Raw genomic sequence first — 22,136 nt, 5'->3', positions numbered from 1 at the left:
TAAGCATTATTCCGGGGGCGTGAGAACTTACCGCCGTGTGTCCTCCCGAGCGTCAGCCGTATGGCTTGAGCGCCCCAACATATCTAATATAATCGAAAGACCCCAAAGGTCCCGAGGTCCAAAATGACCACCAAAAAAAACCATACAATCATAAAGGCCACATCACGATCACCCCTCCTGCAGCCTCTGAGTAAGCCGATTTCTAGGCTGGGCCTCCCAAAATTCCGAAATGAGGAAAAATGCCCAAAGTAACCAGATGCCCAATTACTAAACCGATAAAACTAGACCGCAGTCTGTCGCTATCGAGAAAAATTGACCTATCCAAAGCAGTAGAACTCAGATTCCGACATGCCCTACCCTATCACCTCATAGCGGATCAAATGGATGAAGGATGTACCGCCCAGGCCGTACAAATAGCGCTTGAGCCGTATGAGCAATTATTTAAAAACCCCGAAGAAGTTAAAGCATATGCAGATAATAGGGTGCCGTTTCTAACATCAGCGGAAAAAACCCTATTATTTGATATGATGAAAGAGGGCAAAAGGGACAAGGCTTCTCTTAATAATTTAGCCTATGCTTTCCGGCAGTTATGGGAGGCACGACAAGACCTAGAGGGTAAGCGGACCCCTGATGTGCTGATACATATCTCCACGGATGAGGAGGCTCGCATTCAGGACATTGCCGTTGCGATGAGCAGGCGGGCAATGCAGGAGCTGCCAGCACCTATCAGGGACGGGGAGAATAGTTAATAATATCAAGAGAATGCACGCAAGTTTACATAATATAGTAAGGTGTGTTACGCAGCCAATAAGCATTCTTTTTTCTAGAGAGGTGGGGGGGGGGTTGCGGTGGGGGTGATGAAGAAATTTATATCTTCACTTCAGCACATAACCACATTAAAGGGCTTTTGTAGAAAGGGGTAAAAGAGATGGAGAGAAGATGTACAATATGCAATGCTTATTTATCTACATACAATGAAATGGATTGGTGTTGGTGTCATGGGAGAGACGGGAAGACGCCATACGAGACAGTGCGGCCATCATTTCCTACGTTATGCACCAGTCGGAAGGATTGGGGGGTGTACTTACAAGGGAAGGAAGAGGGTTGGATTAGATAGCGTTCCTATCAATACCCCCGTGGATTCAAGAAACGTTTGTTTACGATGACGGGGGTTTTTTGTTCAGTGGTGGTGCGGCTTAGAAAATAAAATACCCCCGTGACTTTTTTTACTTCGCGGGGGTTTAATTTGATGGGGGAAGAGGTGGTAGTCTCATGTCCCCTGAATTTAATATGTCCCTCAAATTTTAAGGGACGGTTCTTTTTACGGGGAGTAAAAGTGGTAAGCTCCAGGATTCAAAAGCAGGACAATCAATCCATAGAAATGGATCGGGAAAAGAAATTGCTCAGGCAGGTAGATGTTTGGTATTGGCTTGTGCATGAAAAGATCAAGTTGGCAAGTGGTGATTATGAGTTAGAGGGTCATCAGTATCAAGTTGATTGGTTTCACTGCAATTTTCCGAAGCAAGTATTTAAGAAAGCGGCCCAGATGGCGGTAACAACTTCTGTAGTATTGAAACGATTACATGGTTTGATTTACGGAAAATATAAGCAAGGTGTATTGTATTTATTTCCGACAAGGGATGATGTGACGGATTTTTCAAAGGACAGGTTTCAGCCGATATTAGCTAACAATCCTCATCAGATAGGGCGTTTCGTGGGTGATACGGATGCGGCGAACATCAAGAGAATAGGCAATTCCACTTTGTATTTGAGGGGCGCAAGGGCTTCGCAGAAGATAGAAGGCATCAAGGAAACGTCGTCTGCGCTCAAGAGTATTCCTGTTGACTCTATTGTTTTCGACGAGAAAGATGAGATGTCCCCTTTTATGATACAGCTTGCATTAGAGAGGTTTTCACATTCGGAGTTGCAAGAGGAGGTTAGTCTCTCGACTCCTTCTATTCCTGACTACGGAATCGACAAAAATTACGACAACTCAGACAAAAGAGTGTGGATGATTAAATGTGGCAAGTGCAACGAGCTTACATGCCTTGAGCTGGAATTTCCAGAATGTCTGCTTGAAACAATAAATGGGAAAGTTATAAGGATTTGCAGAAAGTGCAAGAACGAAATATATCCCCGTGATGGCCAATGGGTCGCTCAAAGTCCTTCAAAATCTAATGACCTTGTTGGTTGGTGGATTAGCCAGCTCAATTCCAAATACGTTAATCCCAGAACGATTCTTGAATTATTTAAAAATCCTCCTGATGGGAACATTGCGGAGATTTATAACTCTAAGCTTGGCATGGCGTATATTTCAGTGGAAGACCAGTTAAAGAAAAGCGATATATTTGCCTGCTGTGGAAATGAAGTGTTTTCTTTGGGGTCTCATAACACTTGCGCTATGGGGGTTGATGTTGGGGCAAAGCTTCATGTAGTGGTTGGCCATCCAAGGGGCGATGGCAGGTATAGGATTGTGTATCTCAACAGGGTAGATTCTTTTGAAGATGTTCATGATGTTGCAAAGCGGTTTAATGTCAAGTGTGCAGTGGTTGATATGGAGCCCGAGACCCGGAAGGCAAGGGACTTCAGGAAATCGGAACCTTATGGAGTTTACCTTTGCGATTACCAGGAAAGGTTGAAGACTTCGAGAAGAACGGACGAAAAGGATGGTCTTGTAACTGTCCGAAGGACTGAAACGATGGATGCCGTGCATAATTTAATTATTTCAGGCAAGGTCGAGTTTCCTCGTAGAAATGCCGAAATTGAACAGTATGCGCTTGAAATGACAAATACTGCAAAGATATTACAGGAAGATGAATTGACTGGATCAAGGCGTTACGTTTATAAAAAGTTAGGCGATGACCACTACTATCATGCCACGAATTATTTTATAATAGCTTGCGGTGATGTTCGGGTGGTTGCTGATAGTCAAAAAGGCTATATGGAAGATTATTTGGCAGACGAGAAGGCAGGTTCATACGATCCGTTTCTTTACCTGTCCACATGAAAGATGAGAAAAGTAACTTGACAGATGAGCTTTTCCGTTTTATAGTATTTATAAGAAGGAGAGTTTATGCCGTCTAATTTTCTTAAATGCCTCCGTGAAGGCGGCAGGGTTCGCACAGTAAAGGGCAAGAAATTTGGATGCAAAGAGGACGAATACCGTTATTTGTGCGTGCTGAACAAAGCAGTGTTTATGGGGGAAATCCACAAGAGGAAAGAAAAAAAGTGATAACGACAAGGTCAGTGGCAGGCGCTTTTGCCTGTCCGTTGGAGTGATTTGTTATGTTTTTATTTATCTATCTATTTTTTCTTATGCTTGTTTGTGTCTTGCTGGGTATGCAATACCAAGAATATTTAACAGCAAAAAAACAAAACAAATTATTGGAAAAAAGTTTTGTAGATACACCAACAGCACTTCTGGCATTTTTAAGTTTATATTTAATCATTTTATTGCTGATATAAGGGCAGCTATAGCGTTTTATTATGTTTTTAACGATTGTTCCCCTGAAGGATTGTCATATTCCAGCATTGTGGGATATTTTACAAGACTATCCGAATTATTTTGCGGACGACATGGAAATAAAAACATTTGACAAGTTTAAAAAATACCTTACAATGGAAGCAAAAGACGTGCTCGTTGGTGTAAATGGCAAAGAAGAAATTGTAGGCTGTTGCTATCTAGAACATGTGTCTGACAACATGGGTTCAGTGGCCGTTTTTACCAGGAGGGAAGCTCTTTTACCTACGGATATAATTGACGTTTCTCAGTCCGTGGTTTCGTATTATTTTCAGAAACATAGCCTTAAGATGCTTTACGGGGTTACGAGAGCAAGCAATAGGGCGGCTATCCGGCTAATGAAAAGGCTTGGTTTTTCAGGATTTCAGACATTAAAGGAATCTGAAAAAGTTGAAGGAAAGTTCATGGATTGTATACTTGGTGGCATTATAAGAGAGAAAATTGGCAATCATTAAGGAACCGGAGGTAGGTAATTTTGAGAATTTATTATCGCATAGAATTTGAATGGAATGAAAAAAATCAGAGATACAAAGGGGTTTCTCTTGAATGCGAGGAATATGCAGGCAAAATAGCATTGTGTAAAGGTGGTAGTAAAGGTGCCACCAGGGCAGCAGAGCGTTCTTATGCGTTGCAAAAAGAAATGTTCGAGTTCCAGAAAGAGCAGCTTGCAGAACTGGAGGCAAAAGAAAAAGGTAAGAAAGTTATGGAAAGGGAAGTGTTAGAACGATTGCTGACACGCAGAAGAACAGGGAGAAAAGCCACGATTTTGACCGACTTCGGAAGTCTGGGACTTCCTTCACTGGGAAAACAGGAGCTATATGCCTAACGAAAAAGAAAGAATCCATGAACTGCGACGACGATTTTCGTATCTTGAGACAAAAAGGAAACCCTGGGAAGCGTTATGGCAGGAGATTGCCGACTATGTAGCTCCCATTAGAGAGGATTTAAGGGAAACGGACAGGGAAGGTAAACTTCAAGGAACTAAAATTTATGATGGAACTGCGGTTTACGCACTGAATCTGTTTGCAGACGGGTTGCATGGTTATATGATCAATCCTTCATCGCTATGGTTTGTCCGTAGGCTGCCGAGACACTTGAGACACTTAGAGGATAATCCTGAAGTAAGGCAGTGGCTTGAGGATAGGCAAAGCGTTACTTACAGTGCTTTGCAGGATTCCAATTTTTATTCCGAAATGAGGACTTATTTTAGAGATGGCGGCAGCATTGGAACGGCTTCTCTTTGTGTGGAAGAAGACTTTGCGAGTGGGAAATTGGTATTTACCTGTTTACACCCAAAGGAAGGATATATTGCGGAAGATAAATATGGCAATGTTGATACATTCTTTAGAAAAGTTAAGAAGACGGCGAGGCAGGCGGAACAAGACTTTGGAAAAGATATAATTTCGGATAAAATTAAGAATGCTTTAACAAATAACCCCTATACTGAATTTACATTTCAGCATTTTGTTTTTCCGAGGACGAATTTTGACGATAGAAAAATATCTTCAATCAATAAAAGATTCGCTTCAATTTGGATTGAGTCTAACGGGGACAATATTTTAAGAGAAAGTGGCTACAATATGTTTCCCTATATGGTCTGGAGATATGCCAAAAACAGCAACGAACTTTATGGCCGTTCCCCGGCGTCTTTTGCCCTGGTTGAAATTAAGGGGCTAAATGTCATTGCAAAATCATTGTTAAAGGCAGGAGAAATGTCCGTTGATCCCGCTTACAACATTCCTGCTGAAATGATGGGTAAAGTCCGCCTTGTTCCCCACGGCATGAATTATTATGGTTCTGACTATAACAGAAAAATAACTCCCGTAACTACCGGCATCACGTATCCGATAGCCCTTGACAGGGAGGAAAAGAAGAGAGAAATTATAGAGAAGCATTTTCATGTAGAAATTTTTTTGATGCTTGAGAGGGCTGAAAGAGAAATGACTGCAAGAGAAGTCATGGAGCGGATGGGGGAAAAGGCATCTGTTTTAAGCGCGAGTATCGGGGACTTGACTGTTGTCCTGGATAGAATTATTGATTATGTTGATATGATTGAAACAGAGGCGGGCAGAATGCCTCCTTTGCCCGATGTTTTAATGTCTTATGCTATGGCTGGAATAAAAACCATTGATACGGTTTATATGGGGCCGCTTGCCCAAGCTCAAAAAAGATTATTTGAGACACAGGGCATTAGAGCAGGGCTTGAGCTTGCAGCGCCTTTATTTACACTATCACCGGATTCTTTGGATGCTGTTAATGTTGACGAAACGGTAAAAGAAATTTTTATGTCCAGCGGATTCCCGCAGTCATGTCTAAACATGCCGGAAACTATGATGGCCTTGCGGCAGGCGAGAGCTGAGGCGCAGGCAGAACAGGCTAGGTCAATGCAGTCTGACCTACAAGCGGATGTGCTAAAGAAGCTGGCGATGGCGGTCAAGATGGTTGGAGGTATAGAAAAGCTTCAAGAATTATTGGGAGGCGCAGAATTAGGTTAAGCGCCAAAAGGAATTTACGAAAGGACCGAGGAACACAATACCCCCGTGGATTCAAGAAACGTTTGTTTACGATGACGGGGGTTTTTTGTTCAGTGGTGGTGCGGCTTAGAAAATAAAATACCCCCGTGACTTTTTTTACTTCGCGGGGGTTTAATTTGATGGGGAAGCCTGGAGGGCGCGGTTGCTTAGCAAAGAAGAACGTGATAAAATCATTGATGAGCGGCAAGCATGGCGAAATGTTTTTAGTTCTCCGGGAGGAAAGATTGTTTTCGGGCGTATCGCAAAGGAGTGTTATTTTTATAATGACGACCTTTCGCCGGAAGATCCTATTGCCGTAAGCAAAAACAATTATTTTAAAACCATTATAGAACGTTTAGGATGTTCGGATGATCCAGAATTGACTTCTGACGCAGTGGCAGACGCTATACTTGATGCCTGCTTGAAGTTGCCTATGATAAGCAAGGAAGAAACAGAGGAAGAATAAAATCTTGACAAATGGATAAGATACGGATAGAATTGTCGCAAGAGTTTAAGGATGCTGTTAAAAAGGAGTTTGAAAACTTGACAGGCAAGGTTACTTTGATTTTAAATGACGGAGGCATAAGAGACGGATACATAGAAATAAAAATAAAATAAAAGTAGAAATCGGATTCTGAAATACCCCTGCATTCAGGGCATAAATCAAGCCCGACTTGGTTGGCAAGATGCCAATCTTAAGTCGGGCTTTTTTATTTTAGGAGGATTTTATGGACGACGACCTGAATATTGATGGAAGTCAAAAAGATGGTGACGATGGACGACCTGCTTGGATGGGGCAACTTAGTGACGACCTTAAGAGCAATGAGGTTTTGACCCAATTTAAAACTATTTCTGATTTGGGGAAAGGCCATCTTGATCTTACTGAGAAGTCAAAAAGCTACATTAAGCCATTGGGAGAAAAATCTACACCAGAAGAAGTGGCGGAGTTTAGAAAAGCCATTGGAGCGCCGGAAAGCCCCGATGGTTACAAGATTGAGAGACCAGATAAATTTCCAGAGGGGTTTGTTTATGATGAAGTTCTTGAAAAAGAATTCAGGGAATTAGCCTTTGCAGAGCATATTCCTCCTAAACAGGTGGCGTCGCTTTATAACTTTTATCTCAACCGAGAGCTAAAACTGCATGACGAGGTTTCCGAATTCGTAAAAGAAAACAGGAACAAAGCAGTCAATACCCTTAAGGATATATGGAAGGGCGATGCTTACAAGGAAAACACGGAAAAAGCGATTCGCACTTTCCATAAATTTCTTGAAACTTCCAGTCCACCTGAAACGCTTGGCGGCGCGGAAGGTGTAAAAGACTGGGTGGAAAAAAACGGTTTCGGCGACGATCCCGTGATGATCTGGACTTTCAGCAAGCTTTTTGACCTTATAGGAGACGATAAATTTATCAAAGGCGCTCCCGCTGGCGGTACCGGGGACGTCCTCGATCAAATGTTTCCAAGCATGAAATAACAAGGAGGTAAAAGACATGGCAACATTAGCAGCAGATTATACATTGCTTGAACAAGCAAAACGAATAGACCCTGAAGGTAGGCAGGCTATAATTGCTGAGATTATGGCTAAAGAGATGAGTTTGTTGATGGATATGCCGTTTTTCCCATCGAACGACATCTGGAGTCATAAATCAGTAAGGAGAGCTAACCTGCCATCCGGAACCTGGAGAGGGCTTAATGAATATGTATCAGGCAAAAAGTCACAGGTTGACGAGATACTGGACGTTGTAAGCATCTGTGAAGTGTTTGCAGCCTATGATATTGAATATATAAACAATATGCCCGATCCTAAACAAGCGAGACTGGACGAAGCTACTGCCTTCATCGAAGGCTTAGCGCAAGAATTGTGCTCGGCTTTTCTTTATTCAAACAACAAGACATCACCTAAGAAACCTCATGGCATTGCCCCAAGACTAAACGCTCTCAGTAGATACGTTGTTGATGCTGGAGGCGCAGCAGCCCTTACTTCCATCTATGTTGTAGGTTGGGACAAGATGGGTGTTTTTGCTGTATATCCTAAAAACAGTGAAGCCCCGGGCAGTGCAAACGGCTATCCGATAATACACACGGACTTAGGCGAGAGGGTGGATGTTAATTCAGACGGTAACAAACTGAGGGTTTATGAGGATAACTTCAAAATCAAAGGGGGTTTTGTTGTCAGAGACCCACGGTATTTAGGCAGAGTGGCGAATGTTCCTTCCGGAACTGCCGATGCAGTAGCCTTTGAGAATAACCTGATTACCCTTATCGACAGGATGAGAATTGTCCAGTCAGGCCAAACGAAAGAAGGCGCAATAGCGGCAGGCACAGTCATCTATATGAACGAGACTATAATGTCTGCTTGCAGAATCAGGATGAAGGACAAAAACAATGTTCATTGGGGTCCTGGCAAGGGCGCCGGGCTTTTTGGCGCGCCTGTTATGTTTTTTGACGAAATCCCCATAAGAAAGGTGGATAGTTCGATTCTTCTGAACGCTGAAGTCGTTGTCGTATAAAAAAGGAGGTAAATAACATGATTGATAAGAAATTAGTATTTTCGGATGCTCAAAGCATAGTTGCCAATGCGACAACTGTCAATTCAGAGAACGACATTGATCTGGGCGCGTTGACAGACGACAGAGGAGTTGCCTTGAAGCAATTCGGGCCGGAAAGTGGGAAGATTAACCTTGTCGTTTCAGTAGCGGATCAACCAACGGCAGGAACAGGCATTGCGGTTGCTTTGCACGATTGCGCTACGGACGGCGGAACTTTCAAGCCGACCGGGATAGGCGTTGCGGCAGCTATTCCTAATGCGACGCTGGTTGTGGGCTATACCATGTTAAATGTCGCGCTTAAACCTGATGTCATGAGAGTTCTGCGGATTGTTTACACAACCACAGGCAATCACACAGGTTCGGCAGGGAAAATCAATGCAGGGCTTGTTTTCGGTGCTATGAGCGAAGACGTAACGCCTTATAGAGCGTAATTTAGAGAGGCGGGCATAAAAACCCGCCTTTTTAACAAAAAAGGAGAATAGAAAATGAAAAAGATATTTCTAACAATGGTAATATTGATTGCCTTTACTACGGCTGTATATGCAGCTGTTATGTATGACGTGACGACATTTACAAAGAAAACCGTTTTTCGGGGTGCCATACCTATCGAATTTGAAGGGGCAACCTATGATGCTCATCAGACCTTCCTGGCGATAACCGATCCAACGGCAGATAGAACATGGACAATTCTAAATGTTTCAGATACCTTTGTTGGTTTAGTGGCTTCTCAAACCCTTACTAATAAAACACTTACCAGTCCGATTTTGACAACACCGGCATTAGGTGTAGCCACCGGAACGTCTCTGGCTCTTGGTGAGGGAACCGTGATTACTAAAATCGTTGTTTATGCGTCTACTATTGACCCTGCTTCTGTGGCAGCAAATACAACAGCAGAACAGACATTTACCGTAACTGGTTTAGCGACTACCGATAAGTTGATTATCAACAAACCTACCAATACAGCAGGATTGGGCATAGTGAATGTGAGAGCGTCTGCGGCGAATACTGTTGCCATCACTTTTGGAAATTTTACCGCTGGCGCTATTGATGCAGCTTCTGAGGTGTATGCAGTAATTGCCATAAGGAATTAAGATTAGTCGTGAAAAAATGTTCTAAGTGTGGTGAATTAAAAGAACTGATTGCCTTTTATAAAGATAAGCGCGAGAAAGATGGTCATTGGAATACTTGCAAATTATGCGAAATTGAAAGAAGCAAAAAATGGAGCAAGGATCATCCAAAAAAACATGCAGAAATTGTCAGACAGTGGAAAAGAAAAAATCCTGATAAAGCACGAGAATCTTATAAAAGGTCAATTGAAAAGAGAAAGAGCACTCCCGAAGGAAGGGCGAGGTTATCTGAAAAAAACAGAGAATGGCATAAGATCCATCGGGTAAGATGCACAGAGGTCGGAAAACAATGGCGGAAAAATCATCCTGAGAGAGCAAAAGAATTAGGGAAAAGGGCATCTCTAAAAAGAAGAGGTACACCTAGGGGCAGATTGAACGATGCAATAAGAAGTAATATCAGAAATTCTCTCAAAGTTTCAAAGAACAATCGACACTGGGAAGAACTTGTAGGATATACAATCGAGCAATTGAAGAAGCATCTTGAAAAGAGGTTTAAGCCAGGCATGACCTGGGATAATTATGGAACGGTTTGGGTAATAGATCACAAAATTCCAATCGCAGCTTTTAATTTTGAGAGGCCAGATGACATTGATTTCAGGATATGTTGGTCATTGAACAATTTACAACCGTTGGGGCCTAAAGAGAATGCAAAGAAAGGCGAAAAACTTGAGAAGCCCTTTCAACCTTCATTGACGATTTAAAGCAAGAGAGGAGACAGGAAACTATGCAAAATTGGTTATGTACCCACAAGTGTTTCTGGGAGAGCCTTGTCGAGGAAGGACAAATAATTACGGTTGATGATATTGAAGAAATCCCCTTCTCAGTCCGGCCATTCTTCAAAGACATGGCTGAAATTTCCAAGGTAGAACCTGTTAATGAGGCCAACGAAATAGAAAAATTACAAATGGAGTTAGAGGCGATGGGAAAAGGATTTGACAGAAGATGGGGAAAATCTAAGTTAATGAATACCCTCCAGTTGGCAAGAAGAGATAGCACATAAACTTATGTGGTGAAAGGGTTGGGGTCGCACCCTGTAATCGGTTAATTCCTTCTCAATTAACCCCCCTTTCATCTAAATTACCTGAGAAGGAGGTAAAGATGAAGAAAAGAAATAGGCTTCCACCTTTTGTTTTTATTACAAAGGAGATGTTAAGAAGTGACGCTTTTAAGAAACTTACTAACGCTTCGAGAATAGCTTATTTGCTGTTGAGAGCACAGACTTGTAAATCAGAACAAGCGACCGTGAAATTTCCGTATTCGCAGGCAAGAGAATATATGAAAACGAATACTTTTTCGTGTGCGATCAGACAATTGATGGAATTAGGTTTTATAGAAAAAGAACAACAGGGTGGTCTTTATAGAAGAACTAATATTTACTCTCTCATAGAGAATTGGAAACTTTATAAAAGACGATAGATATGGCATATATATAAGGGCTACCGAAAACGGTAGCATTAAAAGACGAAAAAAAGGGCAAACAACTACCGAAAACGGTAGCATTAAATTTGATTTTAACCATTCGACGCTACCGAAAAGGGGTGTGTCGACGCTACCGAAAACGGTAGTTGAGTTTAACACGAATTAGGAAAAAGTAACACAAGAGAGACAGCGCATGACAGTTGTGGACATTTGTAACTTATCGTTATCTAGAATCGGGTCAGCAAGGGTCGAAAACATTGCGGAGAAAGAGGATGTCAATCTTCCTGTTTTATACGAGCAGGTTCGGGATGAACTTTTAGTTCTTCACCCCTGGAAATTTGCCTTGAAGAGAACGAGGCTTAAAGCCGCAGGATTGCTTAACTGTTCAGATAGAACCATAACCTTCAATAATGCCAATCCCGATACAATAACGGACAGCGGTAATGGTTTTGTAACAGCGGGCTTTGAATCGGGCGATATAGTGGTGGTTCAAGATTCGAAAAGCAATAACAATAGTTACGACATTAAATCCGTTGCCGCTGGCGCCCTTACTCTTGAGGAACATGAAGAAGTTGTTGCTGAAACGTTGGTAAACAATGCAAAGCTTAAATTATATGCCCGTCCGGCCTATATATACAATTTTAAGTATGCTATGCCGTCGGATTGCCTTTCAGTCGTCGCAGTAAACGAAACGACGATATACAAACAATCCACATGGGATTCAGAAGGGAAATTTATCGTTACGAACGAGATTGATGGCAATGGCCAGATATTTGTTCAGTATATAAAACAAATCAGGGATGCAGCGCTTTTTTCAAGCCTTTTCATATCATGTCTTGTCCTAAAACTTGCCGCAGAGTTAGCTATCGCTATTGCCAGAGACAAATCGCTGCATGACGACCTTTTGAATGAATTTAATATTATGATGTTAGAGTCATTTTCGACAAACATACATAGAGGCAATCCAGATGAAAGCTTTGCCGATACGAGTTGGCAGCAAGCAGGAAGATGAAAAGTGGCAGACAAGACGAAAGGAAAAAATTATTTAGATGAAATGTTCCCTTCAATGATTGAAGAATTTGACCCTGAAGGTATTGGTTATGATTATGAAACAGCAAAGAAATACGGAATAAAGCCTAATGATACTGGACATTATCCAAGTCGCATTCCTGAAACGGGATTGCTTTTAAAGGGACGGGAGCATCCAACATGGGATAAGACAGTAGAGGAAGAAGAAAAACTTGGTTATAAAATAATCAAAAGAGGAAATAGATATTTCTCGGTGAAAAAGGAGGAGTCGGGAAGATGAATGAAATCAGGCAAACAGCCGAACAAAAGGAACAGGAAAGAAAATGGCGGATAGAAAGTGATGTAAAAAGCCTCAGAGAAGCAGAAGAAGTTAAGAAAGACCTTGGAAGAATGAAAGATGTTGAGGATTTTATAAAACAGGAAGTCGCGATGTTATCAAAGATGGACAAAATGTTCCCTTCTATGGCTAAGAAAGAGAAGAGTGCATAATAAACCACACTCGGAAGAAACTAAAAGAAAATTGAGCGCGGCCAACATTGGACGAAAGCTTTCAGAAGAAACTAAAAGAAAATTGAGTGAGATATTTAAAGGTGAGAACCATCCCCAATTCGGTAAACCACAATCGGAGGAAACTAAAAGAAAAATAGGCGCAGCCAATATGGGGCGAAGGCATTCAGACGAAAGCAAAAGAAAAAGGAGCGAGAAGCTTAAAGGTGAGAACCATTATAACTGGAAAGGGGGAATTAGTAAGACAAAAGGCTATCAGGCAGATTTTTCGAGGGAGAGAAGAAAAGATAACCCTAAAATCAGGCTGAGCGACGGAGTTAGTAACGGTATCCGTTCTTCTCTTAAGGGAGCAAAAGCGGGCCGTCATTGGGAGGAACTTGTTGGATATACTCTAAAACAATTAATGGAGCATCTCGAAAAATTATTTAAACCAGGAATGACGTGGGAAAACCAGGGCAAATATTGGCACATAGATCATGTCATTCCAGTATCAATTTTCAATTTTGAAAAACCAGAAGATTTTGACTTTAAGTTGTGCTGGAGATTAAAGAACCTTCAGCCGTTAACAAAAGAAGAAAATCTTAGCAAAGGGGCAAAGATTACTAAACCATTTCAGCCATCATTAAAAATAGCAGGAACTTAAAGTGAAAAGCCACGTGATCTTTGAGGGATTTCGTGCCGGAGAACTAAGCCCACAACTGGATGGACAAATTTCCTTCGACAAGTATTATCAAGCTTGCAAGACGCTTACGAATTTTATACCGACAATCCAGGGCCCTGTCTTTAATCGTCCTGGTTTTCGTTATATAGTCCCCGCTAAATATCACAACAAGAAATGCCGGTTAGTTTCCTTCGAGTTTTCTACAGAACAAACATATATCATTGAATTTGGAGACCTTTATTGCCGTTTTTACATGAACCAGGGGCAGATACAATCCGGCGGCGCGCCTTATGAAATAGCCACCACTTATACCGAAGCTGAATTACCCAAACTTGAATTTACACAATCAGCAGACATACTCTTTATAGTTCATCCTAATCATGCGCCTGCCAAACTTTCTCGCACAGGGCACACAAGCTGGACTTTAACAGACATTCCGTTCATCAAACGATACCATCCTTCGAGCGCTTTACTTACTACGGGCGGGGTTGCGGGTTTCGATAATTTTAATGCCGCCAATTGCGTGGATGATAATGTTTCCACAAAAGGATGGGACAACAACACAGATCCTGCGAATGAATGGTTGGAACTTAACGCAGGGACCGGCAACGCAGTAGAGATGGTAAAAATTGTCCTTTACATCAATGATGCAGAACTTAATGCAGTCTTTGATGTTGAATACTATACAGGGACAGCATGGGTCAAGGTTTATACGGGCTGGAACCTGTCAGGCAAGGGTTTGGGTTGGGTTGAGATTGGATGGGCTTCAGTGGGTGCAAAACAGCGATGGCGGTTGCTCAAAACTAATGCCGCTCAGACAGGCGGCAATGTCATGGAAATTGAATTTTATGTGGCAGGCAAGCCTTCTGAATGGGTCACAGGCAAATATCCAGCATGTATAACTTTTTTCGAGGAAAGACTCTGGCTCGCATATTTACAGACATTGTGGGCTTCCAAGTCAGGGGATTTTTTTAATCTATCGTTTGGCACCAATGATGACGATGCGCTTCAATATACAATCGGCTCAAATCAAGTAAATAAAATTCAATGGTTGTCAGCAGGGAAAGTCCTGGGCATAGGCACGGCAGGGGCTATTTACAAAGCTTCTGCCTCTCAGCTTGATGAAGCAATAACGCCTTTAAATGTTCGAATAGTAAGAGAGGTATCTTATAAAGGTTCAGCATACCACGAAGCGATTGCCATTGATAACGTTGCTTTATACATCGCTAAAAACAGGAGAAAAATCAGGGAATTTGCGTTTAATCTTGAAAACGACAGTTATGTGGCTCCTGATATGACGACGCTTACACGGCATTTGTTTGACAGTGACATTCTTAATATGGCTTATCAAGAAGAGCCTAATTCGTGTGTTTGGGTGAATAAGGCAAGTGGCAACTTGTTGGGTTTCACATACCAGAGACTCGAAGGAATGACTGCTTGGCACAAGCACGAAACCGATGGTTTGTTTGAAAACGTTGCCTGCATTCCTAACACAACCGGCAAAGGCCATGATGAATTATGGGCAGTTGTAAACAGGACAATTGGCGGGACAACTAAAAGATACATAGAGATGATGGAGAAGCCTTTTGAAGGCACTATATTAAACTCTGACGATTGTTTTTTTGTAGATAGCGGCTTGTCTTATGATGGAGTTCCTACAAGCACAATCAGCGGTCTTGACCATCTTGAAGGCAAGCTCGTAACAGGACTGGCGAATGGTTTGGTATTTGATACAACCAAAGTTGTGAATGGCGCAATCGGGCTTAAAGTTGACGGAACGACTATTTCGGCTTCAAAAGTTCATGCAGGGTTGTCTTATAATTCAATGCTTCAAACCATGAGAATAGAAAGACCCGATACAAAAGGCACGGCACAAGGCAGAATTAAGCGGATAAATCAATGTGTATTCAGGCTTTACAAGACTAAAAGATTTAAGTATTCAAATTCTCCTGAAGGAGTGTTTAAGGAAAAGATTTTTGATGACTTATTTTCGGGGGATTGGGAGGCTGATTTTAATCTGGGGTTTAGCAAAGAAGGTTACGTTGTCGTAATGATAGACAAGCCTTTACCGGCAACTATAGTTGCTATCATGCCAGAGTTGGATGTCCAGTGAAAAAGGAGAAAACATAATATGTCATGGTTAGCCATAGCAGCAATAGCAACAGTTGCGGCGGTAGCAATAGGAGGTTATAGCGCATATGCTCAGGGACAGGCGCAATCAAGAATGGAGGCTTATAATGCGCTCATAGCCCGACAGAATGCAGAGCTGGCAAGGCAGCAGATGGATGTTGCCAAAAGACAAAAGGAAATAGTGGAGGCAAGACATCGAAGGGAAGCCGAAAAAACCTTAGCCGCACAAAGGGCTGGCTGGGCTAAAGCAGGGGTAACTATGGAAGGAACGCCATTGTTGGTTGCCGCTGAAAGCATGACTGAGTCTGAACTTGATGCTCTGGCTATTCGTTATGCCTCGACTGTTGAACAGGCTCAGATACAGGCTCAAGTGTCAGCGCAGGAGCAGGAAGCGCGCATGGCAAGAATGCGCGGGAGGGCGGCGCGAACTGCGGGATATCTTGGCGCAGGAGCGTCATTGTTAAGTGGTTTAGGAACGGCGGGTTATTATTACTCTAGCTTTCAACCAGGAACAACGGCGCCAGCAGCATCAACGGCGCCAGCAGCATCAACGGCGCAAGGAAGGAAGTAAAAATGCCTCGGATCGTACCATACGAAAGAAAAGTTGAAGAAAAGGCTAGTTTCCCTTCTGGTGGTATAGTTCCAACTACAGGACTTCGACCGCAACCGGCAATCACAGCGGTTCCTGCAGCAATAGGGCAAATAGGGAAAGCTATTGGCGATATTGGCGAACTCATTCTCATACAAGTTCAAAAGCGGAATGAACGCCTTAAAGCGTTGGCGGCTGAAGATTATAAGAATGAATATAAGGCAGAAGGCTTGCAAAAGATTGTAGATATTAAAAGCTCGTTAGGTGAGGAGGCCGTAGCTAAATATAATGAGTGGGTGGAAAGAAAGAAGGAACTCTTAAAAAGCAACGTAATAGATAGCAACATTTTTAAAAAACCTATCTATAGGGGTTTGAAATTTACCAAAGAAGATTTAATGTCAGTAGCGCTGGACAGAGATAGATATCTTAACGAAATTGACAAAGATTTATCTCTTTATAGGGCTAATCAAGAATTAACCGTTTTTTTTCAGAGGAAAGATGAATCCAGAAATACTATTTTGCAGGACTCTCTTGTTAGAGAAACATTAGACTTAGATACCGCAATTTCGGAACTAAAAACTATTTACGAAAATAGCAATCGGCCAAAAAGCGATTGGGGAATTCATTTTTTAGAGAATCAGCAAAAATTAGCAACAGCTTGGCTTGATAAAAAATTTAATGAGGGTAATCCTGATGTTATAAAAGACTTCTTAAACGACAAGTATAATAGGTATTTTCAATTTAATTCTGACCAGATAGATGAGTTCAGTGATAAGGCTAAGAAGGCCTCTAAAAATGAAATAGTAGAGGCCGCGACTGTTTTTGTGCAAGAAAAATTTACCAAGCCGGATGGCACGATTGATATACCTAATGCCGCCATTTTTATATCTAAACCTGCAAACCTTAAAGGTTTTCCGGGATTGTCCATAGATGATAGTCAAAATATCGTCACTACCTTAAAGAATATTTCATCAGCTCAAGAAATTATAAAGAAGGATAAGCAGTCCGCTAACATGGATAGAATTTATGATATTGCCACTGATAATATGCCAAAGGCAATATTAGAAGCGCGAAAGCTCAACATAAATGATGCTGATCCTAAAGAAGTGTTACAATTTATCAAAACCGCCGAGTCTCATATTCAAAGCATGTCGTTAATGTCTGTTCAGGAAAAGGCTGAAAGAGCAAAACTTGAGGATACGGCGATGACAAATATTGAGATTAACATTCGTCGTGGTTTGTATAAAGCCGAACGTGAAGTTCAAAACGCTGTACTAGAAGCGGGCTTGACCAAGAGCGCCCCATTTATGGAGAAAGCTATAAACGCTTACCGAGATGAAGAAAAGCGTCGAGGAGAAGTTGATTATTTTAAAGCTGCTGAGGACGATTGGAAAATATGGGCGAACCTACCGCGTTCTCGTGCCACAAAAGCAGAGCGATTAGAGAAATTACTGCAAATTCAGAAAAGTCTAAATACTTACATGAAAGATAACAACCTACAGGCTAATGATGAAAGGGTTTTTAAGAAATATGAAGAGATTAAGAAAAATCTGACCACGGGTATGTGGGAAAAATTGTGGGGTGACTGGAGTTCTTTCGTAACCAAGCCATTTTGGGGAGAAGATACAATGATAAAAACTGTTCCCGTAATTAAACAGCCCCCACTTTATAATGAAGATGCTATCAGGCGTGATTTGCGCACAGGCAAGCGAGAAGTATTTAAAAACGGCAAGTGGGTAGGGATGTAAGCATGGAAAGAAATTGGATATTAGAATCGCCCGGCAAGCCTATCATTGACGATCATTATGCCCTTGAGTACAATCCACCTGTGTCTGGTTTGTTAGGACCAACAATTATCAAAACCGAGGAACCTGCTGGTCTCCTTTCTGATTTTTGGGATTATCTTACCGTAGATAAGGCAGCAGATAGAGCCAAGGCTTCCAACGCAATGGTAATATCTGGCCAAATCGGTCTTTCTCCCTCCTTCGTTTATGACAACATGGATGATATTACTGCTCAGTTAGGATTGCGGGATCAACCGCCTCCTCGTGAGTTTATCGGCAAGATGTTGATGGCCCCCGTAACTGCGGGTTTATGGATGCATCCACTGGCAACTGCTATGGGCATAGGCGTGTTTATGACTTTGGCCGAGGCTGAAAATTACGTGTTTTCAAAAAAGGGCAAATATCAAGCTTTTGCTGGTAAGGGATTAGATAGTTTATTGCCTGAACAGACATCCGACACAATAAAAGATATATTCTGGATAGGCGATATAGCATGGAAAGCTGTAGCTGCCGCTGGTTTAACCTCTTATGGCAAGATATCTGGTAAAAAATTTGCTGAACGATATATGAGAGACATAACTGAAAAATGGAACATGCCCCGTAATGTCTATATCTCTCCTGAGAAAATACGAGAATTTCACGGGCTGGGACGCAAAGACGTTATATCGGCGGCAGAAGATGCTATCTTGAAAGATCTTAATGTGCCACGCCAAGATTATATTGACGGTCTAAAATATGGTTGGGACATCGAAATTCCTGCTGAAAAGATTGTTACAATCGCAGATAAGCCTTGGGTTGTTGCGCTTAAAGATTTCTTTAAAGCAAGTCCTTATCATGAAACAATTATTACAAAAGAAGGCGTTGTTGTTCAAAGGCATATTTCGGGATTGATTGAAGAACCAATTCCTGGCGTTCCCATTCCTGTTGTTGCACCTAAAAAAGCATTGGCGGCGATTCCTGAAGTTAAGGTTGAACCTGCAGAGGAACCGGGGCCTGAAATGAAAATTATCGAAGAAATAAAGGTTAATCCTCTTGACGACATAAACACCCTTGTTGAAATGGCAGGCGCGCAAGACACTGCTCTGGGCACGGGCGATATTGGCGAGAGTCCGTCTTATGATGCTATCCGAGGTCAAGCTGCGCGTCTGGCTTGGGAGAAAGTTCAAAAGAAAATCGACTTTGCGGAACGAAAAGAAAAAGCCCAAATCAGGGATGCTGTCTTGGCAGATGCCAGAGACCTTCCTGTTCATATAATAATGTCGGAAGTGGTCAAGGCGGGCGGGTTCAAATACGATGCTCTTCGCTCTATTTACGATAAAGCAACTATAACGCATCTGTCGAGAATGAGACCTGGTTTAATCAGTAAGACTGGCCGGTTATTTCTTGACGAAGTGGCTGCTGAGTCAGGGATTTGGGAGAGCAACGATGCCTTGATGAGTGCCATGATGGATTGGAAAGGACTCAAGGAAAAAGCGCGTAGAATCGAAAGGCATTATTTTGATTTGCTCTCAGATGTCGAAGTATACGACTATTATTTAGATGTTCTGAATGAAGAGGGAAAGATATTAGGGAAATTATTAAAACAGTTTGCGCCAAAGGAAGCTCCTGGTCTTAAAAAGTTAATCAGGGAACAAACCGGTCAGGTTCGTGTTGGAGAGCTATGGGTATCAGAATATGATGCTTTGAAGGCGGCAATGAGGAAAGCGGAACAAGCTTCCCGTAAAGCATTTAGCGAAGGCAAATACGAGGGTGTTTTAAAAGAAAAAGAACGAGCAAAAGAAATTGCCTTGCGACTAAGGGCGCGTTTAGAAGCAAAACAAGAAGCAAATAAAATCCACGATCAACTTGTAACTTTGTTAAAAATTAAAAGTATTCCTGAAGATTATCAAGATCAAATTGATAACTTGTTATCGTCCTATGATCTGAAAACTCGCAGCGCCAAAACTGAAAGAAGGGTAGAATCCCAGAGAGAATTTCTTGCACGTCAGGAGGCGGCTGGCGAAGACGTTAGTTTTCCTCAAAAATTACTTGATAGAATTGAAAGATATGGCCGTATACACTGGAAAGATTTGACACTTGATGAATTGCGAACCATACGAGACCAAGCGGCAATGCTTGCTCATTTAGGCAAGTTAAAAAAAGAACTTATCAGCAAGGGAAACAAGAGAGAATTTGAAGAATCGGTAGGGATCGTCCTGAAAACCATTAGAACAAATTGGCCAGAAACGATTCCTCACGATATTGAGACCATGCTTATTGATCCAACATTCATAGAAAAACTTGATGATTTAAAGCATAAGTATCAAGCTGAACTATTGAAGCCTGAGCATATTCTTCGGTGTCTTGATAAATGGGAAGATTTGGGTCCTATATGGACTTTAACGTATAAACCCATAAAAGGAGCCTCGGATGTTGAAATAACAGGCTTTTTTGACTTGATTACGAAATTAAACGAAGCTTTCAAACCTTATAAAAAGCTTGGTCATAAATGGTTAAAGGAAAAATATAAAATTGAAGGCGTCCCTCAAATCCTGCCTAAAGAAAAGATGCTTGGCGTTGCTCTTAATACAGGCAACGAAGGAAATATGGATGTTCTTCGTTATGGCATGAAATGGACAGATGAACAGATTAAGGCCATTACCGACAAGCTGACATCGGAAGAATGGCAATTAGTAAAAAACATCTGGCAGATGTACAAGAATCAACTTCCGGCGCTTGCCGAGGTTTATAAAGAATCAACAGGACTTACCTTAGAGGAGGTAGAAGGCAACTATCACCCTATAAAATTTGATAGAAAACTTGCGTGGTTCATGGCAAAGGATGCAGCAGAAGCCGAGCAGAGGGATCTGTTTGCTAATTTATTTCCAAGCCTTAAACTGGAAAGCAGTTTTACGATTGCCCGGAAGGGCGGCGTTCCCTTTCCGCCCGATTTGTCTCTTGATGTAGTATTTAAGCATCTTGCCGATGTAAACCATTACACAAGCCATGCTCTAGCCATCAGGGACGTGCAAAGAATTTTAAGAGACCCGCGCGTTGCAATGGCAATTCAAACATGTCCCGTTGGAGGTGAAGCTGCTTATCAACAATTTATGCCATGGCTGCAACATATTGCAAAACCGGAACGCGGGCAGTACACTGTTACGGAAAATTTATTAAAGACCCTAAGAATAAACACAACTGTCGTAGGGTTAGGGTTTAAGTTTTCTGTCGGTTTGACGCAATGGCTAAGTTTTGGTAACTCCATTGAGCAAATTGGCGGCGATAGGTTTGTGAAGGGACTTCTTGAGTTTTATAGCAACCCCTTAGATATGATTGCTCAGATAAAAGAAATGTCTCCCGAAATGGCGACTCGTATGCACTACTGGGACAGAGAATTACGAGACGCTTATAGTCGCTTGGGCTTAGAATATTTTCGGAACTCTCAAATTATAAAAGATTGTTATTTCAGTATTCTTACCAACATGGACTTGCTTCTTGCGTATCCTACCTGGACTGGCGGCTTTGATAAGGGGATGGTTAAATTTAAGGGAGATGTACAACAAGCGAAAGAACTTGCCGACATGTCTGTGAGGATTTCCCAGGGAACGGCTATGCCGAAAGACTTAGCAGAAATACAAAGAGGCCCTGAACTGAAAAAATTTGTAACATTGTTTTATACTTTTTTCAGTGCACAGTACGGCCAACTTGCGGAAATACATACTAAATTTAAGACTGGCGAGAAAAATGTTGTTGAACTTTTCAAAGCATGGTGGTGGATTCTTGTGGTGCCTGTAATAATAGATAGAGTTATGCGAGACAGAAGAATGCCCTCTATGAAAGAATTATTTTTTGGTATAATCCAGTATCGGTTAGCTGGCTATCCGGTTATCCGAGACTTGGCATCGCCCGTTTTTTCGGATTATGATTATCAGTTTTCTCCTGCTACAAGGGCGGGTAAAGTTATATCAAAAACAGGCGTTGAAGTCGCAGAAATGTTAAAAGGAGAACCTGATTATGATATGCTATTTAGATATGGTTTTGAAGCTGGCGGCTATTTATTTGGATTGCCAACTGGACAGGCTTTAATAACTGTGCAAGGATATAACGACCTAAAGAATGGCGATACGAATGATTTGACAAGATTGCTACTGAGAGAACCGAGATATGAAGAGGAGTGAATATTGGACAAGCGGTCTCATGGGTGGTAAAAAATAACAAAAACTTAAAAGGAGGTACAATTATGGGTACAATATCACATGAAGTTTCAATTCCTAAAGGGTATGAAAGTTCTTTATCTATTAAGTGTAAGTGGTCTGAGTTAAAAAATGGCG

General features: G+C 41.8%; 22 protein-coding genes. All 22 read left to right on the top strand.

Annotated features, from left to right (window positions below):
• Positions 1–239 precede the first annotated feature (239 nt).
• The 22 genes from Q8J68_RS14845 to Q8J68_RS14740 all read left to right on the top strand — a co-directional run bounded on the left by Q8J68_RS14845 (position 240) and on the right by Q8J68_RS14740 (position 21,983).
• Entirely contained in the window at positions 240–749 is a 510-nt protein-coding gene (locus Q8J68_RS14845) for a hypothetical protein (RefSeq protein ID WP_305312288.1), read from the top strand.
• Between the two features lie 500 nt (positions 750–1,249).
• A complete protein-coding gene (locus Q8J68_RS14840) occupies positions 1,250–3,007 on the top strand; it encodes a phage terminase large subunit family protein (RefSeq protein WP_305312287.1) in 1,758 nt (585 codons plus the stop codon).
• Between the two features lie 66 nt (positions 3,008–3,073).
• Entirely contained in the window at positions 3,074–3,232 is a 159-nt protein-coding gene (locus Q8J68_RS14835) for a hypothetical protein (protein WP_305312286.1), read from the top strand.
• Positions 3,233–3,576: 344 nt separating this feature from the next.
• Positions 3,577–3,975, top strand: a complete 399-nt coding sequence (locus Q8J68_RS14830) for a GNAT family N-acetyltransferase (RefSeq protein WP_370867660.1) — start codon at positions 3,577–3,579, stop codon at positions 3,973–3,975.
• A 20-nt stretch (positions 3,976–3,995) separates the two neighbouring features.
• Positions 3,996–4,346: a hypothetical protein gene (locus Q8J68_RS14825; protein ID WP_305312284.1), complete on the top strand. Its 351-nt coding sequence runs from the start codon at positions 3,996–3,998 to the stop codon at positions 4,344–4,346.
• Complete coding sequence (locus Q8J68_RS14820; RefSeq protein ID WP_305312283.1) at positions 4,339–6,015, top strand: portal protein; 1,677 nt, start codon at positions 4,339–4,341, stop codon at positions 6,013–6,015. Before Q8J68_RS14825 ends, Q8J68_RS14820 begins: the two co-directional genes overlap by 8 nt.
• A 181-nt stretch (positions 6,016–6,196) precedes the next feature.
• Entirely contained in the window at positions 6,197–6,499 is a 303-nt protein-coding gene (locus tag Q8J68_RS14815) for a hypothetical protein (protein ID WP_305312282.1), read from the top strand.
• Positions 6,500–6,510: 11 nt separating this feature from the next.
• On the top strand, positions 6,511–6,651 hold the full coding sequence (locus Q8J68_RS14810; protein ID WP_305312281.1) for a hypothetical protein: 141 nt from the start codon (positions 6,511–6,513) through the stop codon (positions 6,649–6,651).
• Positions 6,652–6,761: 110 nt separating this feature from the next.
• Positions 6,762–7,505 carry a hypothetical protein gene (locus Q8J68_RS14805; RefSeq protein WP_305312280.1) on the top strand — a complete coding sequence of 248 codons (744 nt, stop codon included), beginning with the start codon at positions 6,762–6,764 and terminating at the stop codon, positions 7,503–7,505.
• A gap of 16 nt (positions 7,506–7,521) precedes the next feature.
• Positions 7,522–8,541 carry a major capsid protein gene (locus tag Q8J68_RS14800; protein WP_305312279.1) on the top strand — a complete coding sequence of 340 codons (1,020 nt, stop codon included), beginning with the start codon at positions 7,522–7,524 and terminating at the stop codon, positions 8,539–8,541.
• 17 nt (positions 8,542–8,558) lie between these two features.
• Positions 8,559–9,011, top strand: a complete 453-nt coding sequence (locus tag Q8J68_RS14795; RefSeq protein ID WP_370867659.1) for a Bbp16 family capsid cement protein — start codon at positions 8,559–8,561, stop codon at positions 9,009–9,011.
• A 54-nt stretch (positions 9,012–9,065) separates the two neighbouring features.
• The gene (locus Q8J68_RS14790) at positions 9,066–9,671 is read left to right on the top strand and encodes a hypothetical protein (protein ID WP_305312277.1); all 606 of its coding nucleotides are present in this window, start codon (positions 9,066–9,068) and stop codon (positions 9,669–9,671) included.
• An 8-nt stretch (positions 9,672–9,679) separates the two neighbouring features.
• A complete protein-coding gene (locus Q8J68_RS14785) occupies positions 9,680–10,408 on the top strand; it encodes a hypothetical protein (protein WP_305312276.1) in 729 nt (242 codons plus the stop codon).
• A 23-nt stretch (positions 10,409–10,431) separates the two neighbouring features.
• The gene (locus Q8J68_RS14780; protein WP_305312275.1) at positions 10,432–10,707 is read left to right on the top strand and encodes a hypothetical protein; all 276 of its coding nucleotides are present in this window, start codon (positions 10,432–10,434) and stop codon (positions 10,705–10,707) included.
• 612 nt (positions 10,708–11,319) lie between these two features.
• On the top strand, positions 11,320–12,138 hold the full coding sequence (locus Q8J68_RS14775) for a hypothetical protein (RefSeq protein WP_305312274.1): 819 nt from the start codon (positions 11,320–11,322) through the stop codon (positions 12,136–12,138).
• 3 nt (positions 12,139–12,141) lie between these two features.
• Positions 12,142–12,435 (top strand): hypothetical protein, encoded by a 294-nt coding sequence (locus tag Q8J68_RS14770; protein WP_305312273.1) that lies wholly within the window; start codon positions 12,142–12,144, stop codon positions 12,433–12,435.
• Positions 12,432–12,644, top strand: coding sequence for a hypothetical protein (locus Q8J68_RS14765; protein WP_305312272.1), 213 nt, complete (start codon positions 12,432–12,434; stop codon positions 12,642–12,644). The genes Q8J68_RS14770 and Q8J68_RS14765 overlap by 4 nt, the downstream gene beginning before the upstream one ends.
• Complete coding sequence (locus tag Q8J68_RS14760; RefSeq protein ID WP_305312271.1) at positions 12,637–13,305, top strand: NUMOD3 domain-containing DNA-binding protein; 669 nt, start codon at positions 12,637–12,639, stop codon at positions 13,303–13,305. Before Q8J68_RS14765 ends, Q8J68_RS14760 begins: the two co-directional genes overlap by 8 nt.
• 1 nt (position 13,306) lies before the next feature.
• The gene (locus Q8J68_RS14755) at positions 13,307–15,436 is read left to right on the top strand and encodes a hypothetical protein (RefSeq protein WP_305312270.1); all 2,130 of its coding nucleotides are present in this window, start codon (positions 13,307–13,309) and stop codon (positions 15,434–15,436) included.
• A gap of 18 nt (positions 15,437–15,454) precedes the next feature.
• Positions 15,455–16,024 carry a hypothetical protein gene (locus Q8J68_RS14750; protein WP_305312269.1) on the top strand — a complete coding sequence of 190 codons (570 nt, stop codon included), beginning with the start codon at positions 15,455–15,457 and terminating at the stop codon, positions 16,022–16,024.
• Between the two features lie 2 nt (positions 16,025–16,026).
• Positions 16,027–17,790: a hypothetical protein gene (locus Q8J68_RS14745; protein ID WP_305312268.1), complete on the top strand. Its 1,764-nt coding sequence runs from the start codon at positions 16,027–16,029 to the stop codon at positions 17,788–17,790.
• A 2-nt stretch (positions 17,791–17,792) separates the two neighbouring features.
• The gene (locus tag Q8J68_RS14740) at positions 17,793–21,983 is read left to right on the top strand and encodes a hypothetical protein (RefSeq protein ID WP_305312267.1); all 4,191 of its coding nucleotides are present in this window, start codon (positions 17,793–17,795) and stop codon (positions 21,981–21,983) included.
• The last annotated feature ends 153 nt before the right edge of the window (positions 21,984–22,136 follow it).

The organism is Methanolobus sp. (assembly GCF_030682845.1).
Classification (GTDB): Archaea; Halobacteriota; Methanosarcinia; order Methanosarcinales; family Methanosarcinaceae; genus Methanolobus.
This window is presented reverse-complemented; position numbering and strand designations above follow the sequence as displayed.